Here is a 25,009-nt window from a genome sequence, read left to right as displayed (position 1 = left end):
GGCAGGTGTTCCGCGACTCTAGTCCTACCATGGATTCGCCGGTCAACCGCTATGGCGGGACAGGCGGGGAAGCGCTCCCTTCACAGGGCAGTCGCCCGGTCGATCAGAGGAGAGCGGCCATGCTGTCAATCACTGCGTCGGCTCCTGCTTGTGACAATCGCGCACGCTTCCCGGGTTTGTTAGCGTATCCAATAGACTTGGCTCCCGCTGCGTGACTTGCGGCAATATCGGTGATGGTGTCGCCGATAAGAACTGTGTCCGCGATGCTCACGCCCAACCGATCGGCAGCTAGCTCTAGGGAGGATGGATCAGGCTTCATCAAGGCAGGGTTGGCATGAACGCGGCCGGATACGAACGAGATAATATTTCTTAGATCGTGCCTGTTCAGGTATTTCTGTATGGCCAGGGCCGAGTTATTGCTAACCACTGCTACAGGTCGGCCACTGTCGACGATGCTACGCATTACCTGGACCGCGAACGGAGTTGGCTCTGCCGATTCGACTGCTTGACCTTCGGCTTCCACGAGGTGGTTCTCTACATCAAGTACGCTGTCGCGCTGGTGGATTCCGGTCCAGCGGAGCACGTCCATGGGGTCTGTCTCGTCGTCTATGGCAGGACTGAAGATTGCGCCGCGCTGTCGTAGAAGTGTGATCAAGTCAGACGCGATGCGGTCGGCTGGGTAGCCCGCGAAGACGCTGCATATCGGTCCGTCGAAATCGAATAGGACGGCCTTAGCGTGATCGAGTACAGTGCGGTGCGGCTCAGTCATGAGCGTACTCCCGAGCGATCGTGTTCCAGATCGAGTCGAACCAAGTCCGGGCTTGACGCACATACTCGGCCGCGGTTGAGGTATCGTCGCTCTCGCTTACCGAGTACTGGAATAGGGTGGCGTCCTTGCCCATCGGGTCATAGATGGGCATCGGCTCGCCTTTGATCGTCACGTCGTGCTCTACGACGGGGTAGAAGCCGAAAAAGGCATCCTCATTGTTGAGGATATACAGCTTGAGAACTGGCGGGATGCCGTGAACCCTGACCTGGACGTTGCCGGACTTGATTAGGCCCAGGTCGGTGAGTTCCTGTACGTCATCAACGATCGCGTCAATCGACCGCTCGCTAATCCGCTTCTGCCGCATCCGGACCGCTGGGTCGTCGGCGGCGGTGTCTGCCCTGCACGGAAGTGCCATCGGTACGGACATGTCGGAAACCATGATGCGAATGACGAGGCTTTCGGGCGTAAGTCGTCCCGCGCGTACCTTGTCGAGGACTTCTGACAGCGTGTTGCAAAGAGTTTCACTTCCGAAGCCTGCGAAGTCGATCGAGACATGTGTTCGTTCGAACGCCGCTTCAACGTGTGGGCGGAGTCCTACCGGGCGCTCCGTCTGGGCACGCACGAACGTACCGCTGCCTTGGCGGCTCACGATCAGGTGTTCGGCCGCTAGAAGCCGTAGTGCCGCCTTGATCGTCTCGCGGGCGACCCCGAACCGGCTCGCCAGGGCGGGTTGTGAGGGCAGCTTGTCGCCGGGCTGGAGCTTCTTCGTCAGAATCGCAGCGCGCAGCTTGTTCGCGATCTGCTGCGACTCGGTACGCGGGTCGTCCGGATCAAGGTCGTCCAGGTACTCCAGGCCCTCGCTCATGGCTTCAGCATACCGCCTGACTAGCCAAGACGTACTTTCTGGGTGCATTCTCTTGACATGACTAGCCATGTCCGCCAAGCTTCGAACAGCTCACCTGACTAGCCAGGGGAGCCAGGAGGAGGCTTAGAGATGGGCATCACGAGCAGCTACCCGGATGGCCTGACTGCAGGGGTTCTGCGACTGCTGGACCAGCAGGTGTCGGTGGAGATCGCGGCGTCGGCTGAGCCGTCGTCGGCGTTGTTGGACGGTTCGGCGCGGGAGCGTCGGAACCGGCGGATCTTGGCTCGTGCGTTGGCGGGTGTCGTGCCGCGGTTCGGGGTGTCGGTGGCGCAGGCGGTGGCCGAGTCGGAGGTGAGGCCGCGCCCGATGGTGACGGTGACCGTCCCGGCGCCGGTTGTCGACGCGTTGTCCGTCGACGTCCTGGAGGTCTCGGAGTCCGGTGGTGTCGACACGGCGGATGTCGTGGCCGTGACGGCGTTGGCGGCGGTGGTGGAGCACGTGGCGGAGAAGCCGGAGGAGTCGGCGACGCGGGCCGATCGTGCGGCGTGGTGGTTCGAGCGCGCCGATCTGTTGCGTGTGCTGCGGGCGAAGGTCGACAACGCGTTCACCTGGGAGCGGGTGCAGGACTTGGTGGAGGCGGCGGAGACGGAGGGGCGTCGTCTGCTGGTCGATGGCGTGTCGCCGTGGTTGGTCGAGTCGGAAGCGGTGGCGTGATGGCCGCGAGGTTGGCGCGCTTCGACAAGCGTTTGGCCGCTGCTGAGGAGCGGGTGCGGGCGGTGAGCGCGCGTTTTGCCGCAGCGGGTTACGACCTGAGCGCCGAGGGTTTCGATCTGGTGGCGTACTTCGGGGATGTGGCCGAGGCGGAGGCCGAGATTGCGGCGGTGTTCGCGGCGGCACGGGCGACGGTCTGTGTGGGCGGTGTCGCGTGGTCTGCTCTGTACGACGCGGAGCAGGTGCACGCGGAACGTGCCGCCGAGGCGCGTGAGTGGTTGGCCCGTCACGAGTCGCGCGCCGGTTCGGTGCCGGAGCGGGCGGCGTGACATGTCCCGCCGTCGGTTCCCGTGGGTGTGGGTGGAGTCGGTGCCCTGGGCTACCGGCTCGGTGCTGACGCGCGGCACGGTGGACGGGTTGCCGCTGTTGACGTGGGGCCGTGCGCCCCGCGACAAGTTGGCCACTCGCCGACAGTTGCGAGCACGGGGACTGCGCCCCGGTGGTGCCGATCCGGTGGCGGTGCTCTACGTGAAGCACCGGGCGTCGGGTCGGCGCAACTTCGCCAACCTCTACCTGATCAGCGCCGCCAAGCCCGTCCGGCCGATGACCCCCGCCCGTTGGGCGGCGCTGGACAAGGCCAACCGGGCTCGACTCGCCCGCCGGTACACACGGTACGACGCCGCTGCCTGAAACCGTTGCGCCGCAACGAGACCACCGGTCCCGGGTGCCGTGGACACACCACGACCGTGTAGTTCCCCTCCCCACCTGTCCACCACCGACATCAACACCCGTTCCCCCATCCCTTTCGCAAGGAGATCACTGTCGTGAAGACCAACAACGCTTCCATCACCACCGACGTGTTGCTGTTCGCCCAGGACGACGCCGAACAGTGGCGGGTGCTGCTGATCGAGCGTGGTCACGAGCCGTTCGCGGGTCGGTGGGCGCTGCCCGGCGGCTACGTCGACCCGCACGAGACGTTCGCCGCCGCGGCGGTGCGGGAGCTGCGCGAGGAGACCGGTGTGGTTTTCGAGAAGGCGGAACTGGACCGGGTCGGCGTGTACGACACGCCCGACCGTGACCCGCGTGGCCGTGTCGTGTCGGTGGCGTTCGCGGCGGTGCTGGACCACATGCCCGCCGCGGTGGGTGGTGACGACGCCCGCCAGGCCCGCTGGTGGCCGGTGGCCGAGGTGATGTCCGTCGGCTTCGGGCGCTTGGCGTTCGACCACGACCAGGTTCTCAACGACGCCGTGGAGCTGTTCATGGCGCAGGGCATCGCCCTCGTGCACTGACTTCGCCCGGACCGGCGGCCCACCTCCGGCAAGAGAAACGCCGCCGGTCCGGTCCACCCCAACACCGCACCCGAGGGGTGCGGGTCAGGAGAGCTGAAGCATGTCACGCACGACCTATGACGACACCGCCGTGTCGCGGGTTGAACCCGCCGCCCGCGCCCGCTACGAGTCCACCCACCCCGGCCGGTCCTGGGACGACGCCCCGGCCTACCAGCGCGACCATGCCCGCCTGGTCGAGCGGCAGCGGGCGGGGGTGGCCGACGATGAGTGACCGGCTACCCACCTTAGACCTCCTCGCCGTCACGGCCACACCGCTGCTGTGCGGGGGTGCCCGATGACCGCGGTACCGACCCCGTTGCTGCTGCTGGGTGTGGTGCTGGCCCTGGTCGCGGTGATCGCGTTCTGGAAGCTGCTGGCCGTGGCCGGCTCGATCGGCCTGGCGCAGTGGGCCGTCACCGTCCAGACCGATGACCCCGTCGTCCTGCTGGTCGCCTACGGCCTGCCCGCCCTGGTGGTGGCCGTTCTGATTCGCCGGGCCGTATCCCGTACCGGCCGCCGCGCCGGACTGTTTCCGCGTTCCGCCCGCCGACTGGAGGTGACCCGATGAGCACGACCGCCCTTCCCTTGCCCGGTCCTGAGGAGTCCGACCCGTTCGCCGCCGCCGTGGCCGAGGTGGAGCGCTACGTGGCCTCCGCCGCACCCGCCGCCACCAGCCCGACCGTGCCCGTCGACCGCGACGAGTACCCCGCCGACGACGAGGGCCGGGACCACGACGGGCACCGTGTCGACGGGGACACGCGTCGGGTGCGTGGGCTGCGTGCCGAGGTCGCCGAGGCCCATGCCCTGTTGGCGTTGCAGCACGACACCGCGCCGCTGCTGGTGGACACCAAGCGTGTGCGCAAGGCACTCAAGCGCAGCCACGAGGCCGCGCGCCTGCACATCCTCGGGCGCAACCCGATGGCGCGTGCGTGGCAGGCAGCCCGTGTGCGCCTGGTCCTGACCGTCGTCGCCCTGGTCGCGTTGGTCGGCGCACTCGGGTGGTCCACCACCGGCGTGCACCACACCCTCACCCTCGACATGATCGAGCGCGGTGCGGCGTGGTGGGGCGCGTGGGCGGTGGAACCGGTGATCTCCGCCATCCTGCTGGTCGTGGTCGGGGCCAAGGCGTTCCTGACCACCAGGGGACACACCCTGCACCACCCGCACCTGACGCGCGTGGAGTTCGGCGCGCTCGGGGTGACCCTGACGCTCAACGTCTGGCCCTACCTGCCGTTCGTCGCCGAGACCTTCGCGCCCATGACGCTGCTGGCCCACGCCATCGGTCCCCTGGTCGCGGTCGGCGCGGTGACCGTCCTGCCGGTCATCTGGGACGGCTTCGCCCGCCTCGACCACGCCCGCCCCGGCGACTCCACCGGCCCCGCCCGCCCGTCGTCGGCGCACCCCGCCGGCCCCCGTACCGACAGCCCGACCGGCACCACCCCGACCAGCCCGTCCGAGCCGGCCCCGGTGATCGGCGACGACACCCCCGACGGTGCGGCCGACACCCCGATCGTTCAGGCAGAACTGTCCGCACGGGCCGCCGCGCTGCTGCCCCGACTGCGCGCCGCCATCGCGGCCGGTGACCTGCCCGCCACCGCGTCGGCCAGCGCCATCCGCGCGCACCTGCGCTGCGGCAGCGAGTACGCCCGCGAACTGCGCAACGCCCTCACCAACCCCACCCGACCGGAAGCGAGGTGACCCGATGAGCACCACCGCCCACACCCACGACGGACACCAGGCCGACGAGGGCCAGGAGCACACCAACGTGGTGCACCTGCCCGTGCGGCACACCGACGCCACGTCGGCCGGCCCGGTCGCGGCCCCGCCGGGCACCGCGCTGGAGTCAGACGCCGCCGTTGTCGGTGAGCTGTTGACCGAGGAGGAGTCCGCGGAGCTGGACCGTCGCCTTGCCGCACAGTCGGTGCGGGAGCGTGCGGGGGAGTTGGTGCGCGTGGTGCGCGCCAACCCGGCGGCGGGCAGGGCCGCCAAGGGCGCGCGGGTCGCGGCGCGGGCGGGGTGGACGGTGGCGCAGGGCCACGTGTCGTGGACCCGCCGCGCGGCGCAGGCCATGACCTACGGGCACGTGCGCGAGCAGGTCCGCCTGGCCCAGGTCGCCGGGGACTCGGTGGCCCTGGCGGAGTGGACCGACCGGCTCGACGCGCTCAAGAACGGGCGTGCGCAGCGGCTACGTGCCCTGCCCGGCACCCTGTGGGCCGGCCTGAAGGCTTTGATGTTCGCGGTGACGGTCCTGGCCGGTGTGCTGCTGGTCTGCGGCGTGGCCATCCAGCTCACCCCCGGCGGGTGGGACTGGGCGACCTGGTGGGGCGTGCTCGGTGACATCGCGGGTGTGGTCGGGGTGCTGGCCACGATCGCGGTCCACCTGCTGGTGTGGGGCGCGGTGCCTGCGCTGCTGGTCGCGGCGTGGCGGGAAGGGCGCCGGTCGGCCATGGTCCCGCGCTGGCTGGTCAGCGAGCGGGAGCGGGCGGAGATGGATTCCGAGATCACCCCGGACCTGATCACCAAGGCACTCGCGCACGTCAAGGTCACCGCCCTGACCGGGTTTCTCAAGCAGGGCGGGCAACTGGAGTACCTGGTCCAGCCGCGCGAGCAGGGCGGCGGCACCTACACCCAGATCAAACTGCCCATGGGTGTGGTGGCCGCGGACCTGTTGCCCTCGGGGAAGGTCGAGCTGTTGGCGGGCAACCTGAGCAGGCACAAGCACGAGGTGTGGCCCCAGCGCGACCCCACCGCCGACGCCCGCGTGCTGGATCTGTGGGTGGCCGACAAGGGCACGATGGACCGCCCGGCCCCCGCGTGGCCGCTGCTGCTCGATGGCGAGTTCGACGTGTTCCGCGACCGGCTGCCCTTCGGCGTGACCATGCGCCAGGAGCAGATCGGCGTGGGCATGTTGCAGAAGCACTGGCTGATCGGCGCGACCAGCAAGCAGGGCAAGTCCACCGTCATGCGGCTGATCGCGTTGGGCCTGAGCCTGGACCCCACGGTGGAACTGCTGGTAGCCGACCTGAAGGGCGACGGCGACTGGAAGATGTTCGCCCGCCGCGCCACCCAGTACATCGAGGGCTCCACCGACGGACACGCCGGGCGGACCTGCGACATGCTGGAGTGGGCCGTCGGGGAGATGGAACGCCGCTACCAGGCCAAATCCGATCAGGGCATCGTCGGCCCGATCCCGCGGGAGCTGTCGCGGCGCAAGGGCTCCGGGTTCCACCCGGTCTACGTGTTCGTGGACGAGTGCCAGGTGCTCTACGGCGCACCGCACCCGATCGGCGGCACCAAGGACGACTCCCGCGCGGTCAAGGCCGCCAAGCGGCTGCACGACCAGGCGCGCGCGGTCAACATCCACCTGTTGCAGGCCACCCAACGACCCGACGACCGCACCCTCCCCGTCCGTGTCCGCGAGGGCGCGCACGTGCGCTGCTCGCTCAACGTCCCCAACGAGGGCACCGCCCGCATGATCCTGGCCGACGCCGTCGACCGCGGCGCACGCCCGCAGGACCTGCGCCCCGGCGCGGACGCCGGAACCGTCGTGGCCACCGGCGAAGTCGAGGACATCCCCGCGGGCCAGGCCTTCGTCATCACCCGCACCCACTACGTGTCCACAAAGCAGGCCTACGGCGTCATCGAACGCGCCATGGGCATCCTGGCCCGCTACGGCCGCACCGTCGACCCCGCCACCGACACCACCGAACCCGCCGCGCCCGTCGACCACCTGGCCGACATCGAACACGCCATGCGCGACGAGGCCCGCACCCGCACCACCGTCGTCCTGGCCCGCCTGATCGAGGACAACCCGGCCGTCTACGAGACCTGGACCGCCGAACGCCTCGCCGAGGAACTGCGCCGCTGGCACATCCCCGTCGTCAAGAGCAGCAACAAGGTCATCAAAGCCGACGACGTCCACGCCGCCATCACCCGCCGTGACAACGGCGACCTGCCCGACGACCACCACGACACCACCGAATAAGCCCTTCACGGCCCGCGGACACACGCGGGACCCCTCACGGGACCCCACCCGATCCACGGGACTTGTCCCGCCCAGGGTCCCGCGACGGGTCCCGCACGCCCACCAGCGCAAACCATCGTCACGGGACCGTGGGACCCCCGCCTCCGACACCAGCGGAAACCCTCTCCACGGCCCCGATCGGGCACCCCTCACCGGGTCCCACACCCCGTCTCACACCACCGCGCCGGCACCACGCACCACCGCCCGCGCGTCACCCCCGCACACCCACACACCGTCACACACGGTCACGAAAGAGGTTCGTCATGGGCGACGACGACAACCTGATCCACCTGCAAGTGCGCCGGTCCCGGTGGGACGGCCACGCCGTCACCGCCTGCGGCCTGCGCATCGACAACCCCGAAAGCGTCTGGACCTGGTTCACCTCCCGCACCTGGTGCCCCACCTGCCAAGCCGCCGACCGCGCCCGCAACCGCTGACCGGCCACACCCCAACGCACACCAGGGACGTGACATGTGCAGAACCGGCGGACGCCGCTGTGAGGGCAGCAGCCACAGCGGCCGCGCCACCCAGGCCACCCGCAAACAGGTCTCCCGCGCCCACAAAGCCCTACGCCAGGCCAGAAGCGCCGGAGACCCGGACGCTGTCGACACCGCCCGGCAGCGGCTCGCCGACGCCCGCGCCGCGCACCAGGAGGCCAGGAACGCCATGAGCCACAACGAAAACCCAGGCCAAGAGGGGGACGTGACCCCGCCGACCAACCCCCGATCCGACACCGACCAGTCCGTATCGCCGCGCGTCGCGGAGTTCACCGCACGGCTACGCGCCCTCGGTCAGTTGAGCGACATCGGCCGGCCGCCAGTCGACCCGTCGGCGCGCCGTACAGCAGGTCAACACGGGGACGTGACCGACAACCCGCGCGGCACCGGGCAGGAAGCCGGCCCTCGCACGGGCCGTCCGACCTCCCACGGGCAGAACGACCGACACCACTCCGGCCCCGGGCAACGGCACGACCGGCCCCGCACCACCGTCACCAACACCAACTACGCGGGGCCGGGCGCGTACGTCGGCAGTCAACACGACGTCATCGAAGGGCCGGTCAGCTTCCACTTCGGCGCAGGTGACGACGGGGACGTGACCGCACCGACCGGCACGCCCAGGCACCCCCGGACCACACCCGCCGGGACACACCACACCGACCGGGCGCGCCACCGGGACACCGCCGACCACCGCGCCACCCGCAACACCGCCTCCGACGGTGACCACGTGGCCGTCCAAATCGGACTCCACCTCGGGGACATCCACTACCACCGCGACACCGACTGACGCCTTCACGGGCTGGACGGCGTCGGGGACGCCGTCCAGCGCACGACCACAACACCGCAACCCGGCCAGGGCGACCACGTTCCTGGCCGGGCGGATACGCCCGCCCACCACAAGGAAGGCATCGCATGAGCAGCACTCCACCCACGGTCACCGTCGGCACCGCGACCGAGGTCGGCGGACGCACCCGCAACGCCGACGCCGTGGCCGTCTCCCGCCTGCCGCTGGGCACCGGGGCGGCGGTCGTGGACGGTATCGGAGGAAGCGACGACGTCTGCCGCGCCGCGCGACTGGCGGCCGACACCGCCGCCGTGGTGGCCGCCCACCGCGGCGCACAGGCCGGGATCATGGCCGCCGCCGACACCATGCCCGACTACCCCGGCGCACCCAACGCCGTCGCCGCCGTCGTCAGCGTCGAACCCGGCGGGCGCATCGAAGTCGCCCACGTCGGCGACGCCGCCGTCTGGACCTGGTCGCCCAACACCGGCCTGTTCCGCTGGACCGAAGCCCAGACCGTCCGCTCCCACATCGTCCACATGCTCGCCAACCCCAGCCTCACCACCGCCGATCACCAGCGGCTGGCCCAGTACGGCGACGCCATGGACGTCATGGACGACTACGTCCTGAGCGGACTGGCCTACGCCACCGTGTCCACCATCGCGTGGACCCCGCTGCGCGGCAGCGACGCCGACGTACCCCTCGTGCTGCTCACCAGCGACGGCGTCCACAAGCCCCTGCACAACCTCGACATCCTCGACCTGGTCCAGCGCCACCAGCACGACCCGCAGGCCCTCGCCGACGCCCTGGTGAACAACGCCCTCGCCGCGCCCCTGGCCGACCCCGACGAGGCACACGACAACGCCACCGCCGCCGTGATCCGACTCGACTAGCACCCACCACAGGGCTGGTCGCGCCGGGGACGTGACCAGCCACCGTCCCCGGCGCGGCCCACCACATCCATCACCGTCCACACGGGAGCCACGCCATGTCCACCGCGCCCCCCACCACCCCCGCCGGGTGGGACACCGTCACCCTCACCGTCCACGACCGTCCCCTGATCCTGCCCGCGGAACCCGCCGCGTCCGGCCTGGTCGTCGTGCCGTCCGTGACCCACACCGGTTGGTCCGGCGGATACGCCGTGGTGCACGCCGCCAGTGGCAAGCACGTCGGCCCGTACCGCCTGCCGCTGGCCTACGCCCGCGAACTGGCCCACCAGCTCGCGACCGACACGGACTGGACCCGACCGGCCGACCAGGTCCGCGCCGACGCCACACTCCGCCACCACGCCTGGGAAACCCTGTGCGACCTCGGGGAGGCACGCGACCACGGACTACCCCTGTACTGGGCACGGCCAAGCTGCCGACGCGTCGCACCACCCTGGCTGATCGACAATCGCACCCCCGGCGGGGACGGGCCTTGGGTCGCCGACACCTGGTCCCACGTCGTGCGGTTCGCCGACCAGACCGCACGCCACGGCTGGACACCCGTATCCGACGACGCCGTGGTCTACCGCGCCGAACACCCGGAGTGGGAACTGGTGTGCGCCGCGCCCGGCTGCGGACGAGGCCGCGGCACCACCCCCGGCAACCCCGACCGGCCGCCCGCGGTGCTGACCGACTGGGACGACGAGGTCGGCGACGACCGGCCCTTGCGCCGCGCCACCCGCGCCGAACTCGTCGCCCACGCCCGCACCGAGCACTGGCGCGAACACACCGACCCCCACCACGGCCAGCACTGGCTGTGCCCAACCTGCGCCGACGACCACCCCCGCGACCACGACTGACCAGCCGCTCGCCCCGAGAGGAATCGCCGTCATGACCACAACCAGGACCACCGCCACCGCCGCCGACGTCGCGATGTGGGTGGCCGGCCGTCACGGCTGGCACGTGCTGCCGCTGCACCCCGGCACCAAACGCCCGCTGGCCGGCTGCCCGGACTGTCGGGGCGGCGGAGACCACACCGCCGACCGGTGCCCGTGCCTGGCCCGCGCCGACGGCGCACTGTGCCACGGCGTGTGGGCCGCCACCGCCGACACACAGGTGATCGACCGATGGGCAGGACGGTGGCGCGGTGGCGTGTGGGCGGTGCACCTGGGCGTGTCCGGGCTGCTCGCGGTCGACCTCGACACCCACGGCGGCACCCCACCCACCCAACCACTGCACGGCGTGTCCTGGCCGCGGGACAACCCGCCGCCCGCCGACGGCATCGACACCTACGCCACCCTCGCGGGCCTACGCGGACAGGCGTTCGACCTGGACACCCTGGCCACCGAAACGCCGTCCGGTGGGCTGCACCTGCTCTACACCGCCGAACCGGGCCGGTGGAAGTCCAGCACCGGCCGCGTCCGCGACGGCGACGGCGTGGTGAGCAGCGGACTCGGCTGGCAGATCGACATCAAGGCCCACGGCGGTTATGTCGTGCTGCCCGGCTCCACCACACCCGCCGGCACCTACCGCCGCGCCTCCACCACCCGCACCCCGGCCGCGCTGCCCGACTGGCTCACCACCGACCTCGTGCGCACCGGCCACGACCGCCACGCCACCCCCACACCACTACACCCACCCGCCCGGCGACCGACGCCGGTCGCCGTCAGCCCCACAGGTGTCGACCGCAACGCCCGCTACGCCGCCGCCGCACTCAAGTCCGCGTGCACCGAGCTGGCCGCCATGCCGCCGGACTCCGGACGCAACCGCAAGCTGTTCCGCTCCACCACCCGACTCGCCGGGATGGTCCAGGCCGGATGGATCGGCCGCCACCAGGTCGAGACCGCGTTGGCCGACGCCGCCCGCGCCGCAGGCCTGCCCGCCGGGGAGATCCGCTACGCGCTCGCCTCCGGGTTCACCCGACCCCACACCCCGACCGAAGACCCCGCCGCATGACCGCCACCGCCGACCGCGCCCACCGGGTGCCCCACACCACACGAGGTGCCACGTGAACGTCGTAGAGCTGTTCGCCGGGATCGGCGGCCTGTCCCTGGGTCTGGAACGCGCCGGGATGCACGTGGTGGGCCAAGTGGAGATCGACCCGTTCTGCCGACAGGTACTCGCCAAGCACTGGCCGGAGGTTGACCGCCATGACGACGTCCGCACCGCCGCCGCCTGGTGGCGGTCCCGACCCCGCCCCCACGTCGACCTCGTCGCGGGCGGATTCCCCTGCCAACCCGCCTCGCTCGCCGGTCTCGGACTCGGACCGGCGGACCACAGGTGGCTCTGGCCCGCGATGGCCGACGTCGTCGCCGCCCTCCGACCCGAGTGGGTCGTGTGGGAGAACGTGCCCGGCCTGCGCAACCGAGGACTCGACATCGTCCACACCGACCTTGTTCGACTTGGCTACCACCACCGTGTCGGCCGCATCTCCGCCTGCGGCGTGGGTGCACCACACCCACGGTCCCGCCTGTTCGGAGTGGCCCACGCCCCGAGCCTCCGACGGCGAACGCGGCGGACGCGGGGACCTGCTGGCCAAACTCCGCACCGGCACCACCTCCCGCCGCAAGGAATGGACCCACAACCAGCCCACCACGCGGCGGGCCACTGGGCGCGCGAACCCCGAGTGGATCGGCTGGTTGATGGGCTTCCCCGAGGGCTGGCTGAACGGCATCTCCGAGCCCTCGGAAACGCCGTCGTCCCCGCCGTCGCCGAACACATCGGCCGCCTGATCACGGCCCACGCCGCCGAGACCAGGCGGGCGGCATGACCACCATCGCCGACCGCGCTCCCGAAGGGAGGCCAGTCGCATGACCACCGCCGCCGAACCCGCCGTCACCGACGCCGTCACCGTCGACACGGACACCGGCGCCGACAGTGTTCCCGTCGACCGGCCGCCCATCCGGATCGGCGGGGACGCCGAAACCATCCGCACCCTCACGACCGCCGTCGCCGGTGGCGCACTGCCCGACGTGTTCGTCTCCGGCGGGCAGCTCGTGCACCTCTCCCGCGTCTCCGGCCCCACCGGCACCGACCACACCCCCGGACAGCCCGCAGCACTGCCCGTCCACGCCGAACCACTCACCGCCCCCGCCCTGGCGTTCCTGCTCGCCCACCACACCTACCTCCACCGACTCAAGAAAGACAGGAACACCGACGAATGGACCGAAGTGGAGGTCAGCCCCACCGGAACCGCACTGTCCGCCGTACTGTCCTCCCGCTACTGGCCCGGCGTCCGACCACTGCACGGCATCGTCGGCTCACCCGTCCTGCGCCCCGACGGAACGCTGATCCAGACCAGCGGCTACGACCCCGCAACCGGCCTCTACTACGCCCCCACCGCACCCATGCCACCCGTTCCGACCCACCCCACCGCCGACCAGGTCGCCGACGCCAAAACCTTCCTGCTCGACCGGCTGCTGTGCGACTTCCCGTTCGTCGCCCCCGCCGACCGCGCCAACCACCTCGCCCTACTACTCGCCCCGATCCTGCGCCCCTACCTCGGCTGCCTCACCCCGTTCGGCCTGATCTCCGCCACCACCCAGTCCAGCGGCAAAACCCTGCTCGCCGAAATCCCCGGCTACATCTACGGCTGCAAAAACCTCGTCTGGCGCAAAGGCGACGACAGCGAACTGGAGAAATCCGTCACCAGCGCCCTCCACAGCTCGTCACCGATCATGCTGTGGGACAACATCGCGGAAGGCACCATCGTGTCCTCCGCCGTCCTGGCCCAACTCCTCACCTCACCACAATGGTCCGCCCGCATGCTCGGTTCCTCCGGCGCGGGATTCACCGCCACCAACAACCGACTGTGGCTCGCCACCGGCAACAACATCCGACTGGGCGGGGACATGGCCACCCGCACCGTCCTGGTCCGACTCGACCCCAACGACCCACACCCAGACCAACGCGACCAAACCGCGTTCGGCATTCCCCACCTCGACAACTGGCTCAAAACCCCCACCAACCGCGTCACCGTGTTGCGGCACCTGCTGATCCTGGTCATGGACTGGATCAACGCCGGAGCGCCCCGCTCAGGCCACACCATGCGCCAATTCACCACCTGGGCAGGAGCCTCCGGCGGGTTGCTCGCCCACCACTCCATCGACGGATTCCTCGACAACCTCACCGACATGCGCGAAGCCGACGACGAAGACGCCGAATGGGTCGCCTTCCTCTCCCGCTGGCACGAACTCAACCACGACCGCCGCATCACCAGCCGACACCTCCGCCAACAAGCCGAAATCGACATCATCGACCACCAACCCGTCGACCGCTGGGAAGGAACCTTCCTCACCGACGAACAAGGCCGCACCCCCTCCACCAAATCCATCGGCCGCATCCTCACCGGCCACATCGGACGCTGGCACGGCGACTACGTCATCCGCTCCGCCATGGACACCCACGCCAAAGCCCGCGTCTTCTGGACCGAAACCCGCACCACCGACGACCAGCCCTCCGGCCACCCCGACGCCGAGCAGGTCGACACCGGCCAAGCCGACCTCTGGTAGTAGCAGGACAGCCCTCGAACCGGCCCCGCCGCCCCGGTTGCGGGTTTGACGAGGCCGCCCGCGGGTTTGGTGCGGGTTTGGACGACACGGTAAACCCGCACCACATAATCCCAGGCCAAAGGCCCGATCCGGGCTGGTCGGCGGGTTTGCGGGTTTATCCACCCGCACCCCCACGCGCCACAGGCACAGCCGCACCAGCCTGGCCACCCACCACTCCAGCTCACCGGACAACCCGCCAGGGTGATGACGCATGCCCGAAATCGCCACCCGACGACAGGCCTCTCCACCGGAGGGGCCGGGACTGCTACTCCTTTCATCCGCGTCACCGGAGGTGCAGCATGACTACAGATCGCCGCAACGCCGAAATCGCGGAACTTATCGCACGATTGACAGTCCTCATGACAGTGCAACCGGCAGTCGAGGTACCCGCACAGCGGCCGATACCGACACGGGTTCTACTTACCGTCGAGGAAGCGGCGGAACGACTCGGAATCGGCAAGACGAAGACGTACTCCCTGGTGAGGACGGGAGATTTGGAATCGGTATTGATCGGTCGTCTGCGCAGGATCCACGTGGACGCGATCGACCGCTATGCCGCTCGATTGGTCACCGAGCAGACCTCGACCCGTCCGGCTGTGTAGGAGACCAGGTGCCGCGCGAGAAGAAGACACGTAATTCCAACGGTCGATCGAGTATCTACTACAGCGAGAAAGACAAGTGTTGGCACGGTTACGTCACCGTGGGACTGAAGGACAACGGCAGGCCTGATCGTAGGCATGTTCGCGGCCAGAGCCGGACCGAAGTCACCGACAAGGTCCGCAAGCTGGAGAAGGAACGCGACGAAGGACGTGTCCGGAAGGCGGGTCAGAACTGGACCGTTGAAACCTGGCTCAAGCACTGGTTGGAGAACATCGTCGCTCCACCGGTCGTTACCGAGAACGCCTACAGTGCGTATGAGGTAGCGGTGCGGGTTCACCTGGTTCCCGGTATCGGCGCTCACCGGTTGGACAAGTTGCAGCCTGAACACCTTGAAAAGCTCTACCGCAAGATCATGAAGCAGAAGACGAAGTTCGGACCGACCACTAGCGCGGCAACCGCGCACCAGGTTCACCGGACCATTCGTGCAGCGCTGAACGTCGCGGTTCGTCGGAAGCACCTGACCGAGAACCCAGCGCTTGAGGCCAAGGCACCGAAGGTCGAGGAGATCGAGGTCGAGCCGTACACGGTCGAGCAGGTCAAGGCGCTGTTGGAGGCAGCGCAGCAGCGGCGCAACAGTGCACGCTGGGCCATCGCGTTGGCGCTTGGACTGCGGCAGGGTGAAGCGCTCGGTCTGCGCTGGTCGGACGTGGATTTGGAGGTTGGGACACTCACGGTTCGTCGGAACAGGCTGCGCCCGAGGTGGCGTCACGGATGTGTCGAGCCGTGCGGCAAGAAGTACGGCGGGTACTGCCCGAACAGGGTGCCGGCGCGCGATGAGACGGCAGGGACGAAGTCGGCTGCGGGTAAGCGTGGGATCGGCCTTCCCGACGAGTTGGTAAGGCTGCTCAAGCTGCACCAGGCCGAGCAGGGCCGGGAGCGGGACAAGGCGGCCGACCTGTGGACCGAAACCGGCTACGTGTTCACCACTCCGACCGGTGCGCCCCTCAACCCGCGTTCGGACTACGACGAGTGGAAGCGGCTGGTGGAGGTGGCGAAGGTGCCGGACGGTCGTCTGCACGACGCGCGGCACACCGCGGCGACAGTGCTGCTGCTGCTCGGAGTCGCCGAGCGGACCGTGATGGGCATCATGGGCTGGTCGAACACCGCGATGGCGGCCCGCTACCAGCACATCACGGCGGCGATCCGTCGGGACGTGGCTCAGCGGGTCGGAGGGTTGCTCTGGAGAACCGCTGAGGAGTCCTGAGTCCACCGGCGACGGCGAGAAGTGGGAACGCCACCGGGGCACGCGTACCGGCTGCGTAGAGGGCAATTGCCACCAGGAATGCCACCGAACGTCAGAGCCCCGGTTGCCGTGATCGACAACCGGGGCTCTGAGCAGCGGTGGCGGTGGGATTTGAACCCACGGAGGCTTTCACCTCACACGCTTTCGAGGCGTGCTCCTTCGGCCGCTCGGACACGCCACCGCCGAGAACAATACAAGACCGGCGCGCTGTGACCCAACAGGGGGTGACAGGTGGAGTTTGCGCTGGTCAGGGGAGGACAGGGTCACAGGTCGGCGAAGAAGGACTCCAGCAGGGACGCGCACCGCTCGGCCAGGACGCCGCCGACGACTTCGGGGCGGTGGTTGAGGCGGCGGTCGCGCACGACGTCCCACAGGGAGCCCACGGCGCCGGTGCGGGGTTCCCAGCAGCCGAAGACGACGCGGTCCACGCGGGACAGGACCAGGGCGCCGGCGCACATGGTGCACGGTTCGACGGTCACGGCCAGGGTGCAGCCGGTCAGCCGCCAGCCGTCGCCGAACGCCGCGGCGGCGGCGCGGAGGGCCAGGACCTCGGCGTGCGCGGTCGGGTCGCCCAGCGCTTCACGGGCGTTGCAGGCGCGCGCCAGTTCGGCGCCGTCCGGGCCGTAGACGACCGCGCCGATCGGGATGTCGCCCGTCCGGGGCGCCTCGGCGGCGACCGCCAGGGCGGCCTCGACCATCGCCTCGTCGGACGCCTGGCTGATCACCGGGTCACGCCTGGATGCTGTCCAGCAGCTTGACGAACTCGTCGCCGAACCCGCAGCGCTGCGCGATCATCTGCAGCTGCTCGTCGGGATACAGGTCGACCTCGTCCACGATCACCTGCATCTCGTGCTGCGGCATGCCGAGGTCGGCGAGCACGGCCAGGTCGCCCTCCGGCCACAGCTCGTCGTCCTCCTCGTCCGGCGGGTCGACCCGGAGGAGGTCGAGGACGTCGGCGGCGATGTCGTAGTCCAACGCGGCCGCGGCGTCGGACAGCAGCAGGGACACCCCGCCGGGCACCGGGCGCAGGACGATGAAGAACTCGTCGTCCACCGCCAGCAACCCGAAGACGGCACCCGTCGAGCGCAGTTGGCGCAGTTCCGTGATCGCCGCGTCGAGCTCGGACAGCGCTGAGCCGTCCATCTTGCTGCACCGCCACCGGCCGTCTTCACGGACGACCGCGACAGCGAAGCCGTTGACCGGCTCCTGGTGTGCCATGTGCACACCGTAGGGCCACACCGGCGCACCCGGTAGCACGGGGGCCTCGGCCACGGGCATGCGGGGCCGCGCGGTGCCACTATCGGAGGATGAGCACAACGCTGCCGAACGCACAGACGACCGCCCCCGAGCCCAGGTTCACCGGGCTGGTGGAGGCCGCCCGAGCACTCCAGCCCAGGACAGTGGCGTTGCGACGGCAGGTGCACCGGCACCCGGAGCAGGGCTTGGACCTGCCCGCGACCCAGGCCGCGATCCAGCACGCGCTGTCCGGCCTGCCGGTCGAGGTGACCACCGGAACGTCGAGCAGCTCGGTCACCGCGGTGCTGCGCGGCGACAAGCCGGGACCGACCGTGCTGCTGCGCGGCGACATGGACGCGCTGCCGCTCCAGGAGGAGACCGGCCTCGCCTACGCCTCCGAGGTCGACGGCTCCATGCACGCCTGCGGCCACGACACGCACGTCGCGATGCTCGCCTCCGCCGCCCGCCTGCTCTCCTCGCGCAAGGACGCGCTGGCCGGTCAGGTCGTGTTCATGTTCCAGCCCGGCGAGGAGGGCCAGCACGGCGCGCGGCACATGCTCGACGAGGGCGTGCTCGACGCGGCGGGCACGCCGGTGGAGAAGGCGTTCGCCCTGCACATCACCTCCACCCTCCAGTCCGGCGTCGTCATCTCCCGCCCCGGGCCGACGATGGCCTCGGCGGACACCTTCCACATCACCGTCAAGGGCCGCGGCGGGCACGGCGGCATGCCGCACGACGCGGTCGACCCGGTGCCGCCCGCCGCCGCCATGGTCGGCGCGCTGCAGACCATGGTCGCCAGGCGGGTCAGCGTGCACCACCCGGCGGTGGTCACCATCGCCCGCATCGCCGCGGGCACCACGACCAACATCATCCCGGAGACCGCCCTGGTGGAGGGCACCATCCGGACGCTCTCGGAGGACACCAGGACCCTGGTGCACCGCGAGCTGGAACAGGTCGTCACGCACGTGGCCGCCGCGCACGGCTGCACGGCCGAGGTGCGGATCGTGCCCGGCTACCCGGTCACGGTGAACGACGACGTGGTCGGTCCGCACGTCATCGACGTCACCACGGCGGCCCTCGGCTCGCGGTGGGCCTCCTACATGGAGGATCCGTTGATGGGCGCCGAGGACTTCTCCTACGTGCTGCAACGGGTGCCGGGCGCGATGGCGTTCCTGGGCGCCTGCCCGCGCGGGGTCGAACTGGCCCAGGCGGAGCCGAACCACTCCAGCCGGGTGCTCTTCGACGAGGCCGCCATGGAGCACGGAGTGGTCGTCTACACGGCGTTCGCGCTGGACGCCCTCCGGTAGGAAGCGCCCCGGCAGGAAGTTCTTCGGTAGGAAGCTCCTGGGTAGGAAGCTCCTGGGTAGGAAGCTCCTCGGGTGGCCGTAGGCGGGTGGGCTGGGTCGGGGCTGTGGTGTTCATGGCCTCGACTTTGCCCGCGCGCGGCGGGTGGGGCGAGGGGTGATCGGCTACCTGTGGACAACTCCTGTCCTGTGGACAAGTGAGGCGCCGGGGTCGACGCCGGCAGGATGGGCGCCGTGCGAAGCGTCTGCGTGGTCGGGCTCGGGTTGATCGGTGGTTCGGTGTTGCGCGCGGCGGCCGCCGCAGGGCGCGTGACCTGGGGCGCGACCGCTTCGACAGCCGACGCGGAGGCCGCCCGCGAAGACGGCCACGACGTGGTCGACCTCCCCGGGGCACTCGAACGCGCACGCGTCCAGGACGCACTGGTCGTGGTCGCCGTCCCCCTGCCGGCTGTGGAAGAAGTGCTCCGCGCGCTCCCCGACGGCATCAGGCTCACCGACGTGGTCAGCGTCAAGGGCCCGGTCGACGACCTGGTCCGCCGGGTCGCGCCGCACGCCCGGTACGTCGGCGGTCACCCCATGGCGGGCGCCTCGGCCTCCGGCTGGGCCGCGGGCCGCGCCGACCTGTTCGACGGCGCGGCCTGGGTCGTCACCACCGAGGACGACGCCGACCAGGACGTCCTCACCGACGTCATCGAACTCGCACTGGACGCGAAAGCGCACGTCGTCCCCACCAGCGCCGCCGAGCACGACGCCGCGGTGGCCCGCATCTCGCACCTGCCGCACCTGCTGGCCGCCGTGCTGGCCAGCGTCGGCGCGGACGGCGGACCGCTGGCCCTCTCGCTGGCCGCGGGCTCGTTCGGCGACGGCACGCGCGTCGCGGGCAGCCGTCCTGAACTGGTCCGCGCGATGTGCGAGGGCAACCGCGGTGCGCTGCTCGACGCCGTGGACGACGCGTTGGGCCGGCTCGGCGCCGCCCGCGGCTCGCTCGCCTCCACCGGCGGCCTGGCCAAGACCATCGACGCCGGTCACACCGCACGCCTCGCGCTGGAGAACCGGCCCCCGCACACCGACCTGACCATCGACCTCACCGCGCCCGACGCCCGGCAAGCCCTGCGCGACCTGGGTTCACGCGGAGGCCGGGTCGTTGGGCTGAACGGCACCACCGCGCTCGCTCGCACGCCATAAGGTGCACCGGTGGAGCGTCGGAGACTCATCGCCCTGGTCGGCGGCCTCGTGCTCCTGGGCGGTGCGGTGGCGGTCCTGCGCGACGAATCCGCTCCCCCGCGCCCCCTGCCCCTCGAACGGTTCCTGGACGAGAAGGTCGAGTACGTCCCCGACACCCAGCGCCTGGTCGCACCCACCGACCTGGAGCTGACCGCGTTGGACCGCACCAGCCTGCGCGCGTCCTGGACGGCCACCGACGGCATCGGCCACGGCGGCTTCGAGGTGCGCTGGAACGGCCGGACCCGCCTGGTCCGCGGCACCGAGACCGAGTTGACCGACCTGGACGCCAACGCCGACACCGCGGTCGAGGTGCGGGCGCTCGACGCGATGGGCAACCGGTCGGACCCCGCGACCGCCCACGCCGTGCCGCGGCTGGCGTACGACGAGTCGTGGCTGTCGCACCTGATGGCGCCCGTCGACCTGTTCGACGGCCCGGAAGCGCTCAACCCCCGTCGGTGGCGGGTCTTCGACCGCGGCAACACCGATTGCCTCTGCCTGCGCCCGTTCAACGGCAAGCGGGTGGAGATCGACTGCGACCGCGTCGACCTCCAGTCCAACGTGCCGGTGCGGTTCAGCGCGCCCGCGCCGGACGGCGCGATCGCCCGGGTCTCGCTCACCACCGACGGCCCGATCGGCCACCAGCCGGACGAGAGCGTGGTGCTGATCGCCCTGCTGCCCGACCCGGTGCACGACCTCGGTCACCTGGAGGCACCGTTCCCGCCGGACGCCGTGGTCCTGCGCATCACGCCATTCGGCGCGCAGTTCGTCCTGGCCGGCGACGCGCCATCGAACGAGCTGGGAGGCACCTACCCGCCACCGACCTGGGGCGTGCGCCACCGCTGGGAACTGCGCGTGCTGCCCGAGAGCGTGCTGGCGTTGCGCGACGGGGTCGAGGTGGCGGCCGCGCCGGTGCGGCTGCCGTGGACTTCCGCCCGCGCGCGCCTGGTGTTCCGGCAGGCCCAGGGCACCCACGTGGACACGTTCGGCATCGGCGGTGCGCCGGGCACGCCGGCACCGGGGTCCGTGGCGCCGCTCGGGCCGGGCGAGACCGTCGACGGCGGGGTGTCGCTGGGCAACGTGGCCAACTCGCAGTTGGCGGGCGCGTCCTCGGTGCGCGTGGTCGCGTCCGTGGTGGCCGAACGCACCGCGCCGATCACCGTGGAGCTGGGCACGCGGTCCGCGCCGGCGGTGTTCATGCCGCCCGACCTCGGCCTCGACCGGTCCCGCCCGTCCGTCGTGCACGCCGACTTCCCGCTGCCGCACCCCGACTCGAACCCCAAGGTCAGGCTGCGTTCCGACGGCGGCCTCACCTCGTACAGCGCGCACCTCGTCATCGCCGACGGGCCGGACGCACGCCACCCGCTGCCCCGGCTCGTCAGCCGCGCGGACCCCGCCGCGCAGGTGCCGCTGCCCGCCGTCTCGGTGGTGCACGAGTCCGGGGACGACTCGCGGTTCCCGCACGAGGGCAAGGTGCGGCTGGCCGTCGAGCTCGCGGACTCGCGGGCGCGCGAGGTCGCCGCCGTCGAGGCGCTGGAGGTCGACCTCGACGGTGAGCGGATCGTCGTGCTGCCCACCAACGGCTCGGCGGGCGGGCGGCACGAGTTCCTGCTCGACCTGGCGCGGCTGTCCTCCGGACGGCACGAGCTGGACGTGCGGGTGGTGCCGGTGGGCGAACGGTCGGGCGTGCGGTCGCAGCAGCAGACGTTCGAGATCCGGCCGCTGTAGGCCTCGGCGGGCGTCGCTTGGTCTCGGCTCCGCAACAACGTAGTGACCTCCATCACCGCGCCACCTAGCTTGGCGCAATGGAACGTCGCCGGATCGCCCTGATCGCCGCCGGTGTCGTGCTGTTCGCCGGTGGGGTCGCGGTGATGCGGACCGCGGGCGTCGGCGACCCCGTCACCGCCACCAGCGTGTCCGCGCCGCCGCCGACGTCCCTGGCGCCGTACGCCGCCGAGGGCGTGCTCGTGCCGACCGCCGGTCCCCTGCCCGAGCCGCCGCAAGGCCTGAGGGTGACGTCCGGGCCCCGGCGGCTGCAACTGCGCTGGAGCGGTGACGCGCCCGGCTACGAGGTGCGGTGGGGCGACGACCGCTCGCGGTTGATCACCGAGCCGGTGACCCAGATCGACGGGCTTGAGGACGAGCGGGAGTACGAGGTCGCGGTGTACGCCGTGGACGCGTTCGGGCAGCGTTCCGCACCCGCGAAGGCCACCGGGACGCCGCACGCGCTCCCCTCCGACGACTACGCCCTGGAGGACCGGTTCGACCAGCCCGACGCGCCCGACCCGACGCGGTGGCGGTTGGCGTCACGGGGCAACTGCGCCCGTGCCACCCCGGGTCAGGGCGACGACGGGCGGCGGTTGGTGCTCAGCAGCAACTGCGCGGCGGCTCCGGCGACGTTGCGGTCGCGGACGCCGTTCGTGCTGCGCGACGCGGACGAGCTGGGCCGGTTCGTGGTGGAGACCGACGCGCCCGGCGGTGACGGCGAACTGGTGCTCGACCTCGTGCCGGGGCCGGTGTCGCTGGTAAGCGGCGACGCGCTGCCGCCGGACGCGGTGCGGCTGCGGGTGGCGACCGGCGCCGGGACGACGTCCGTGCAGGTGGTCGTGGCCGCCGGGACGCCGACGGAGGTGGTGCGCGCGGTGCCCGCGTTGGAGACCGGCATCAGCCACCGGTGGGAACTGGTGCTGCGGCGTGACGGCGCACGGGTGCTGTTCGACGGCGACGTGGTCGCGACCAGCCCCGCGGTGCCCGCGTGGCGTGAGGCGACGGCGCTGGTGTCGGTCGCCGGTCCGACCGGGCAGCGCGCGGCGGTCAGCCTGATCGCGTTCGACGCGGCGCCGGCCGTGACGCCCGCGTGGGTGCCGGGGCCGGAGGTGGAGGTCGCGGTGGCGGTCGAACCGGCGGCGGCCGGGCCGCTGGAGGCGTGGCCCGGCGTGACGGGCGGTCAGCTGCGGATGGCGTTGCTGCACACCGACGCGTCACCGGAAGCGCCGTCGTTCAGCGTGTCGGTGGCGGGTGTGGTGGTGCCGCTGCGGCCCGCGCCGGGCGGTGCGCCGTGGCGGGCGGGGGTGGCCTACCCGGTGGTGGCGGACCTGCCGGTGGAGGCGTTGCGGGTGACGTCGTCGCGGAAGCTGCCGGTCACGCTGGTGACCGGGCTGCGGGTGCAGGCCACGCACGTGGACCTGGAGCTGAGCGGGTCGTTCCCGGGCACGCCGCCGAGCACGGAGAGGGTGCCGCTGCACGGGCGGGAGCTGGAGCTGGCCAGGGTGAACGGCACCGTGCTCGACGCCAGCGGCCAGACCGTGCCCGAGGGTGCCGCGGTGCAGCGCGGTCGGATGGTGTTCGACCTGGTGCTGGAGGGGCGGCCCGCGGTGGCGCTGGCCGGGCTGGCCGGGTTCAGCGTTCGGGTGGACGACGAGCGGGTGGCCGTCGTGCCGACCACGTCCGGCGGGCCGGGGATCGCCGGGCGGTACCGGTTCGCGCTGAACACCGGCGACATGTCGATCGGGCCGCACATGATCGAGGTGCGGCTGTTCGGCACGTCCGGTGAGACTCGTCCCACCTCGGCTTACATCCCGTTCTTCGTCGGCCGGTGAGAAGATGGGGCGCATGTCGCGCCCCCTCGTCCTCGACGCCGCCCGCACGCCGTTCGGTCGCTACCGCGGTGGGTTGTCCGGTGTGCGCGTGGACGACCTGGCCGCGCTGCCCATCGTGGAACTGCTGCGGCGGCACCCCGACCTCGACCCCGCGTCGATCGACGACGTGCTGCTGGGCAACACCAACGGCGCGGGCGAGGAGAACCGGAACATCGGGCGGATGGCCGCGCTGCTGGCCGGGCTGCCGACGTCGGTGCCGGGGGTGGCGGTGAACCGGCTGTGCGCGTCGGGTGGTGAGGCGATCGTGCAGGCGGCGCGGGCGTTGGCGCTGGGTGACGCCTCGCTGCTGGTCGCCGGTGGGGTGGAGGGGATGACGCGGGCGCCGTTCGTCGTGCCGCGGCCGGACCGGCCGTTCGCCGACCGGTTGGAGTCGGTGTCCACGGCGCTGGGGTGGCGGCTGGTGAACCCGAGGATGAAGGCCGAGTGGACCGTGCCGCTGGGGCGTGCGGCGGAGGACGTCGCGGTGGCGTTGGGCATCACGCGGGAGCAGATGGACCTGTTCGCGCTGCGGTCGCACCGGCGGGCGTCGGCGGCTTGGGACGCGGGGGTGCACGAAGGGTTCGCGTTCCCCGTGCAGCTGCGGGACGGCCCGCCGGTGCGGCGGGACGAGTCCGTGCGGCCGGAGACGTCGGCGGACAAGTTGGCGAAGCTGAAGTCGGCGTTCTCGGACAGCGGGCCGGTGACGGCGGGCAACTCGTCGCCGTTGAGCGACGGTGCGGCGGCGGTGCTGATGGGGTCGGAGGAGACGGCGTCCTCGTTGGGGATCACGCCGTTGGGTGAGTTCCTGGGGTCCGCCGTGACGGCGGAGGAGCCGCAGCGGTTCACGTTGGCCCCGGTGTCGGCGATCCGCAAGCTGCTCGACCGGTTGCGGATCGAGGCCGGGCAGGTCGACCTGTGGGAGATCAACGAGGCGTTCGCGGCGATGGCGCTGTCGGTGCTCCACCACCTGCCCGAGGTGGACCGGGAGAAGGTCAACGTGCACGGCGGCGCGATCGCGTACGGCCACCCGCTCGGCGCCTCCTTCCCGCGGGTGATCGTCGACCTGTGCCGGCACTTGCGCGCTCGCGGGGGCGGCCTGGGCGTCGCGGCGGCGTGCGTCGGGGTGGGCCAGGGCATGGCCATCGCCGTCCGGGTGTGAGACCGCCCGATCGAGCGACAGCGTGGCCGGGCTCGGGCTTGCTAAGCTTGGTCCCAGCCGAGGCCGCTAGGCCGAGGAAGTGGACCCGGGCAGGACC

General features: G+C 71.1%; 26 protein-coding genes and 1 tRNA gene. 22 read left to right on the top strand and 5 right to left on the bottom strand.

All coding sequences use genetic code 11. The features are described 5' to 3' along the window. Positions 1–103: 103 nt before the first annotated feature. The gene (locus tag ACYVLT_RS32310; RefSeq protein WP_461123921.1) at positions 104–769 is read right to left on the bottom strand and encodes an HAD family hydrolase; all 666 of its coding nucleotides are present in this window, start codon (positions 767–769) and stop codon (positions 104–106) included. Next, complete coding sequence (locus ACYVLT_RS32305; protein WP_461123920.1) at positions 762–1,634, bottom strand: GntR family transcriptional regulator; 873 nt, start codon at positions 1,632–1,634, stop codon at positions 762–764. The genes ACYVLT_RS32310 and ACYVLT_RS32305 overlap by 8 nt, the downstream gene beginning before the upstream one ends. A 129-nt stretch (positions 1,635–1,763) precedes the next feature. On the opposite strand from ACYVLT_RS32305, the gene ACYVLT_RS32300 reads away from it, so the two are divergent. The 17 genes from ACYVLT_RS32300 (at position 1,764) to ACYVLT_RS32220 (ending at position 16,315) form a co-directional block, all read left to right on the top strand. Continuing rightward, positions 1,764–2,348, top strand: a complete 585-nt coding sequence (locus tag ACYVLT_RS32300) for a hypothetical protein (RefSeq protein ID WP_461123919.1) — start codon at positions 1,764–1,766, stop codon at positions 2,346–2,348. Then, on the top strand, positions 2,348–2,674 hold the full coding sequence (locus ACYVLT_RS32295) for a hypothetical protein (protein WP_461123918.1): 327 nt from the start codon (positions 2,348–2,350) through the stop codon (positions 2,672–2,674). Before ACYVLT_RS32300 ends, ACYVLT_RS32295 begins: the two co-directional genes overlap by 1 nt. Before the next feature lies 1 nt (position 2,675). Continuing rightward, positions 2,676–3,035 carry an RRQRL motif-containing zinc-binding protein gene (locus ACYVLT_RS32290; RefSeq protein ID WP_461123917.1) on the top strand — a complete coding sequence of 120 codons (360 nt, stop codon included), beginning with the start codon at positions 2,676–2,678 and terminating at the stop codon, positions 3,033–3,035. Between the two features lie 134 nt (positions 3,036–3,169). Continuing rightward, entirely contained in the window at positions 3,170–3,634 is a 465-nt protein-coding gene (locus tag ACYVLT_RS32285) for an NUDIX domain-containing protein (RefSeq protein WP_461123916.1), read from the top strand. Between the two features lie 100 nt (positions 3,635–3,734). After that, positions 3,735–3,905: a hypothetical protein gene (locus tag ACYVLT_RS32280; RefSeq protein ID WP_461123915.1), complete on the top strand. Its 171-nt coding sequence runs from the start codon at positions 3,735–3,737 to the stop codon at positions 3,903–3,905. A 63-nt stretch (positions 3,906–3,968) separates the two neighbouring features. Next, on the top strand, positions 3,969–4,241 hold the full coding sequence (locus ACYVLT_RS32275; protein WP_461123914.1) for a hypothetical protein: 273 nt from the start codon (positions 3,969–3,971) through the stop codon (positions 4,239–4,241). After that, positions 4,238–5,371 (top strand): hypothetical protein, encoded by a 1,134-nt coding sequence (locus ACYVLT_RS32270; protein WP_461123913.1) that lies wholly within the window; start codon positions 4,238–4,240, stop codon positions 5,369–5,371. The genes ACYVLT_RS32275 and ACYVLT_RS32270 overlap by 4 nt, the downstream gene beginning before the upstream one ends. Positions 5,372–5,375: 4 nt before the next feature. Further along, positions 5,376–7,658: a P-loop NTPase family protein gene (locus ACYVLT_RS32265; RefSeq protein ID WP_461123912.1), complete on the top strand. Its 2,283-nt coding sequence runs from the start codon at positions 5,376–5,378 to the stop codon at positions 7,656–7,658. A 302-nt stretch (positions 7,659–7,960) separates the two neighbouring features. Continuing rightward, on the top strand, positions 7,961–8,134 hold the full coding sequence (locus ACYVLT_RS32260) for a hypothetical protein (RefSeq protein ID WP_461123911.1): 174 nt from the start codon (positions 7,961–7,963) through the stop codon (positions 8,132–8,134). Between the two features lie 424 nt (positions 8,135–8,558). Continuing rightward, positions 8,559–8,981 (top strand): hypothetical protein, encoded by a 423-nt coding sequence (locus tag ACYVLT_RS32255; protein WP_461123910.1) that lies wholly within the window; start codon positions 8,559–8,561, stop codon positions 8,979–8,981. Between the two features lie 125 nt (positions 8,982–9,106). Continuing rightward, a complete protein-coding gene (locus ACYVLT_RS32250) occupies positions 9,107–9,868 on the top strand; it encodes a hypothetical protein (RefSeq protein ID WP_461123909.1) in 762 nt (253 codons plus the stop codon). A 95-nt stretch (positions 9,869–9,963) separates the two neighbouring features. Continuing rightward, positions 9,964–10,761, top strand: coding sequence for a hypothetical protein (locus ACYVLT_RS32245; RefSeq protein ID WP_461123908.1), 798 nt, complete (start codon positions 9,964–9,966; stop codon positions 10,759–10,761). Positions 10,762–10,792: 31 nt separating this feature from the next. Continuing rightward, positions 10,793–11,857, top strand: a complete 1,065-nt coding sequence (locus ACYVLT_RS32240) for a bifunctional DNA primase/polymerase (RefSeq protein ID WP_461123907.1) — start codon at positions 10,793–10,795, stop codon at positions 11,855–11,857. Positions 11,858–11,972: 115 nt separating this feature from the next. After that, positions 11,973–12,671 (top strand): DNA cytosine methyltransferase, encoded by a 699-nt coding sequence (locus ACYVLT_RS32235; RefSeq protein ID WP_461124167.1) that lies wholly within the window; start codon positions 11,973–11,975, stop codon positions 12,669–12,671. Positions 12,672–12,711: 40 nt separating this feature from the next. Then, positions 12,712–14,412 carry a hypothetical protein gene (locus tag ACYVLT_RS32230; protein ID WP_461123906.1) on the top strand — a complete coding sequence of 567 codons (1,701 nt, stop codon included), beginning with the start codon at positions 12,712–12,714 and terminating at the stop codon, positions 14,410–14,412. Between the two features lie 338 nt (positions 14,413–14,750). After that, entirely contained in the window at positions 14,751–15,053 is a 303-nt protein-coding gene (locus ACYVLT_RS32225) for a helix-turn-helix domain-containing protein (protein ID WP_461123905.1), read from the top strand. An 8-nt stretch (positions 15,054–15,061) separates the two neighbouring features. Beyond that, complete coding sequence (locus ACYVLT_RS32220; RefSeq protein ID WP_461123904.1) at positions 15,062–16,315, top strand: tyrosine-type recombinase/integrase; 1,254 nt, start codon at positions 15,062–15,064, stop codon at positions 16,313–16,315. Positions 16,316–16,450: 135 nt separating this feature from the next. Here ACYVLT_RS32220 and ACYVLT_RS32215 read toward each other — a convergent pair. The 3 genes from ACYVLT_RS32215 to ACYVLT_RS32205 form a co-directional block, all read right to left on the bottom strand. Beyond that, a tRNA-Ser gene (locus tag ACYVLT_RS32215) sits at positions 16,451–16,535 on the bottom strand. Between the two features lie 82 nt (positions 16,536–16,617). Beyond that, complete coding sequence (locus ACYVLT_RS32210; RefSeq protein WP_461124166.1) at positions 16,618–17,052, bottom strand: nucleoside deaminase; 435 nt, start codon at positions 17,050–17,052, stop codon at positions 16,618–16,620. A 31-nt stretch (positions 17,053–17,083) separates the two neighbouring features. Then, entirely contained in the window at positions 17,084–17,572 is a 489-nt protein-coding gene (locus ACYVLT_RS32205; RefSeq protein WP_360454556.1) for a tRNA adenosine deaminase-associated protein, read from the bottom strand. 89 nt (positions 17,573–17,661) lie between these two features. On the opposite strand from ACYVLT_RS32205, the gene ACYVLT_RS32200 reads away from it, so the two are divergent. The 5 genes from ACYVLT_RS32200 to ACYVLT_RS32180 all read left to right on the top strand — a co-directional run bounded on the left by ACYVLT_RS32200 (position 17,662) and on the right by ACYVLT_RS32180 (position 24,912). Further along, entirely contained in the window at positions 17,662–18,897 is a 1,236-nt protein-coding gene (locus tag ACYVLT_RS32200; protein ID WP_461123903.1) for a M20 metallopeptidase family protein, read from the top strand. A gap of 231 nt (positions 18,898–19,128) precedes the next feature. Continuing rightward, positions 19,129–20,079, top strand: a complete 951-nt coding sequence (locus ACYVLT_RS32195; protein ID WP_461123902.1) for a prephenate dehydrogenase — start codon at positions 19,129–19,131, stop codon at positions 20,077–20,079. Between the two features lie 9 nt (positions 20,080–20,088). Then, complete coding sequence (locus tag ACYVLT_RS32190) at positions 20,089–21,843, top strand: hypothetical protein (protein WP_461123901.1); 1,755 nt, start codon at positions 20,089–20,091, stop codon at positions 21,841–21,843. 77 nt (positions 21,844–21,920) lie between these two features. After that, a complete protein-coding gene (locus ACYVLT_RS32185) occupies positions 21,921–23,714 on the top strand; it encodes a fibronectin type III domain-containing protein (RefSeq protein WP_461123900.1) in 1,794 nt (597 codons plus the stop codon). Between the two features lie 13 nt (positions 23,715–23,727). Next, complete coding sequence (locus ACYVLT_RS32180; protein ID WP_461123899.1) at positions 23,728–24,912, top strand: thiolase family protein; 1,185 nt, start codon at positions 23,728–23,730, stop codon at positions 24,910–24,912. Positions 24,913–25,009: the final 97 nt, after the last annotated feature.

Source organism: Saccharothrix stipae (assembly GCF_054781895.1).
This window is presented reverse-complemented; position numbering and strand designations above follow the sequence as displayed.

Coding starts and splice junctions, on each gene's coding strand:
- ACYVLT_RS32310 (WP_461123921.1), bottom strand. CDS start 769: ATGACTGAGCCGCACCGCACTGTACTCGATCACGCTAAGGCCGTCCTA.
- ACYVLT_RS32305 (WP_461123920.1), bottom strand. CDS start 1,634: ATGAGCGAGGGCCTGGAGTACCTGGACGACCTTGATCCGGACGACCCG.
- ACYVLT_RS32300 (WP_461123919.1), top strand. CDS start 1,764: ATGGGCATCACGAGCAGCTACCCGGATGGCCTGACTGCAGGGGTTCTG.
- ACYVLT_RS32295 (WP_461123918.1), top strand. CDS start 2,348: ATGGCCGCGAGGTTGGCGCGCTTCGACAAGCGTTTGGCCGCTGCTGAG.
- ACYVLT_RS32290 (WP_461123917.1), top strand. CDS start 2,676: ATGTCCCGCCGTCGGTTCCCGTGGGTGTGGGTGGAGTCGGTGCCCTGG.
- ACYVLT_RS32280 (WP_461123915.1), top strand. CDS start 3,735: ATGTCACGCACGACCTATGACGACACCGCCGTGTCGCGGGTTGAACCC.
- ACYVLT_RS32275 (WP_461123914.1), top strand. CDS start 3,969: ATGACCGCGGTACCGACCCCGTTGCTGCTGCTGGGTGTGGTGCTGGCC.
- ACYVLT_RS32270 (WP_461123913.1), top strand. CDS start 4,238: ATGAGCACGACCGCCCTTCCCTTGCCCGGTCCTGAGGAGTCCGACCCG.
- ACYVLT_RS32265 (WP_461123912.1), top strand. CDS start 5,376: ATGAGCACCACCGCCCACACCCACGACGGACACCAGGCCGACGAGGGC.
- ACYVLT_RS32260 (WP_461123911.1), top strand. CDS start 7,961: ATGGGCGACGACGACAACCTGATCCACCTGCAAGTGCGCCGGTCCCGG.
- ACYVLT_RS32250 (WP_461123909.1), top strand. CDS start 9,107: ATGAGCAGCACTCCACCCACGGTCACCGTCGGCACCGCGACCGAGGTC.
- ACYVLT_RS32245 (WP_461123908.1), top strand. CDS start 9,964: ATGTCCACCGCGCCCCCCACCACCCCCGCCGGGTGGGACACCGTCACC.
- ACYVLT_RS32240 (WP_461123907.1), top strand. CDS start 10,793: ATGACCACAACCAGGACCACCGCCACCGCCGCCGACGTCGCGATGTGG.
- ACYVLT_RS32235 (WP_461124167.1), top strand. CDS start 11,973: ATGCACGTGGTGGGCCAAGTGGAGATCGACCCGTTCTGCCGACAGGTA.
- ACYVLT_RS32230 (WP_461123906.1), top strand. CDS start 12,712: ATGACCACCGCCGCCGAACCCGCCGTCACCGACGCCGTCACCGTCGAC.
- ACYVLT_RS32225 (WP_461123905.1), top strand. CDS start 14,751: ATGACTACAGATCGCCGCAACGCCGAAATCGCGGAACTTATCGCACGA.
- ACYVLT_RS32210 (WP_461124166.1), bottom strand. CDS start 17,052: ATGGTCGAGGCCGCCCTGGCGGTCGCCGCCGAGGCGCCCCGGACGGGC.
- ACYVLT_RS32205 (WP_360454556.1), bottom strand. CDS start 17,572: ATGGCACACCAGGAGCCGGTCAACGGCTTCGCTGTCGCGGTCGTCCGT.
- ACYVLT_RS32200 (WP_461123903.1), top strand. CDS start 17,662: ATGAGCACAACGCTGCCGAACGCACAGACGACCGCCCCCGAGCCCAGG.
- ACYVLT_RS32185 (WP_461123900.1), top strand. CDS start 21,921: ATGGAACGTCGCCGGATCGCCCTGATCGCCGCCGGTGTCGTGCTGTTC.
- ACYVLT_RS32180 (WP_461123899.1), top strand. CDS start 23,728: ATGTCGCGCCCCCTCGTCCTCGACGCCGCCCGCACGCCGTTCGGTCGC.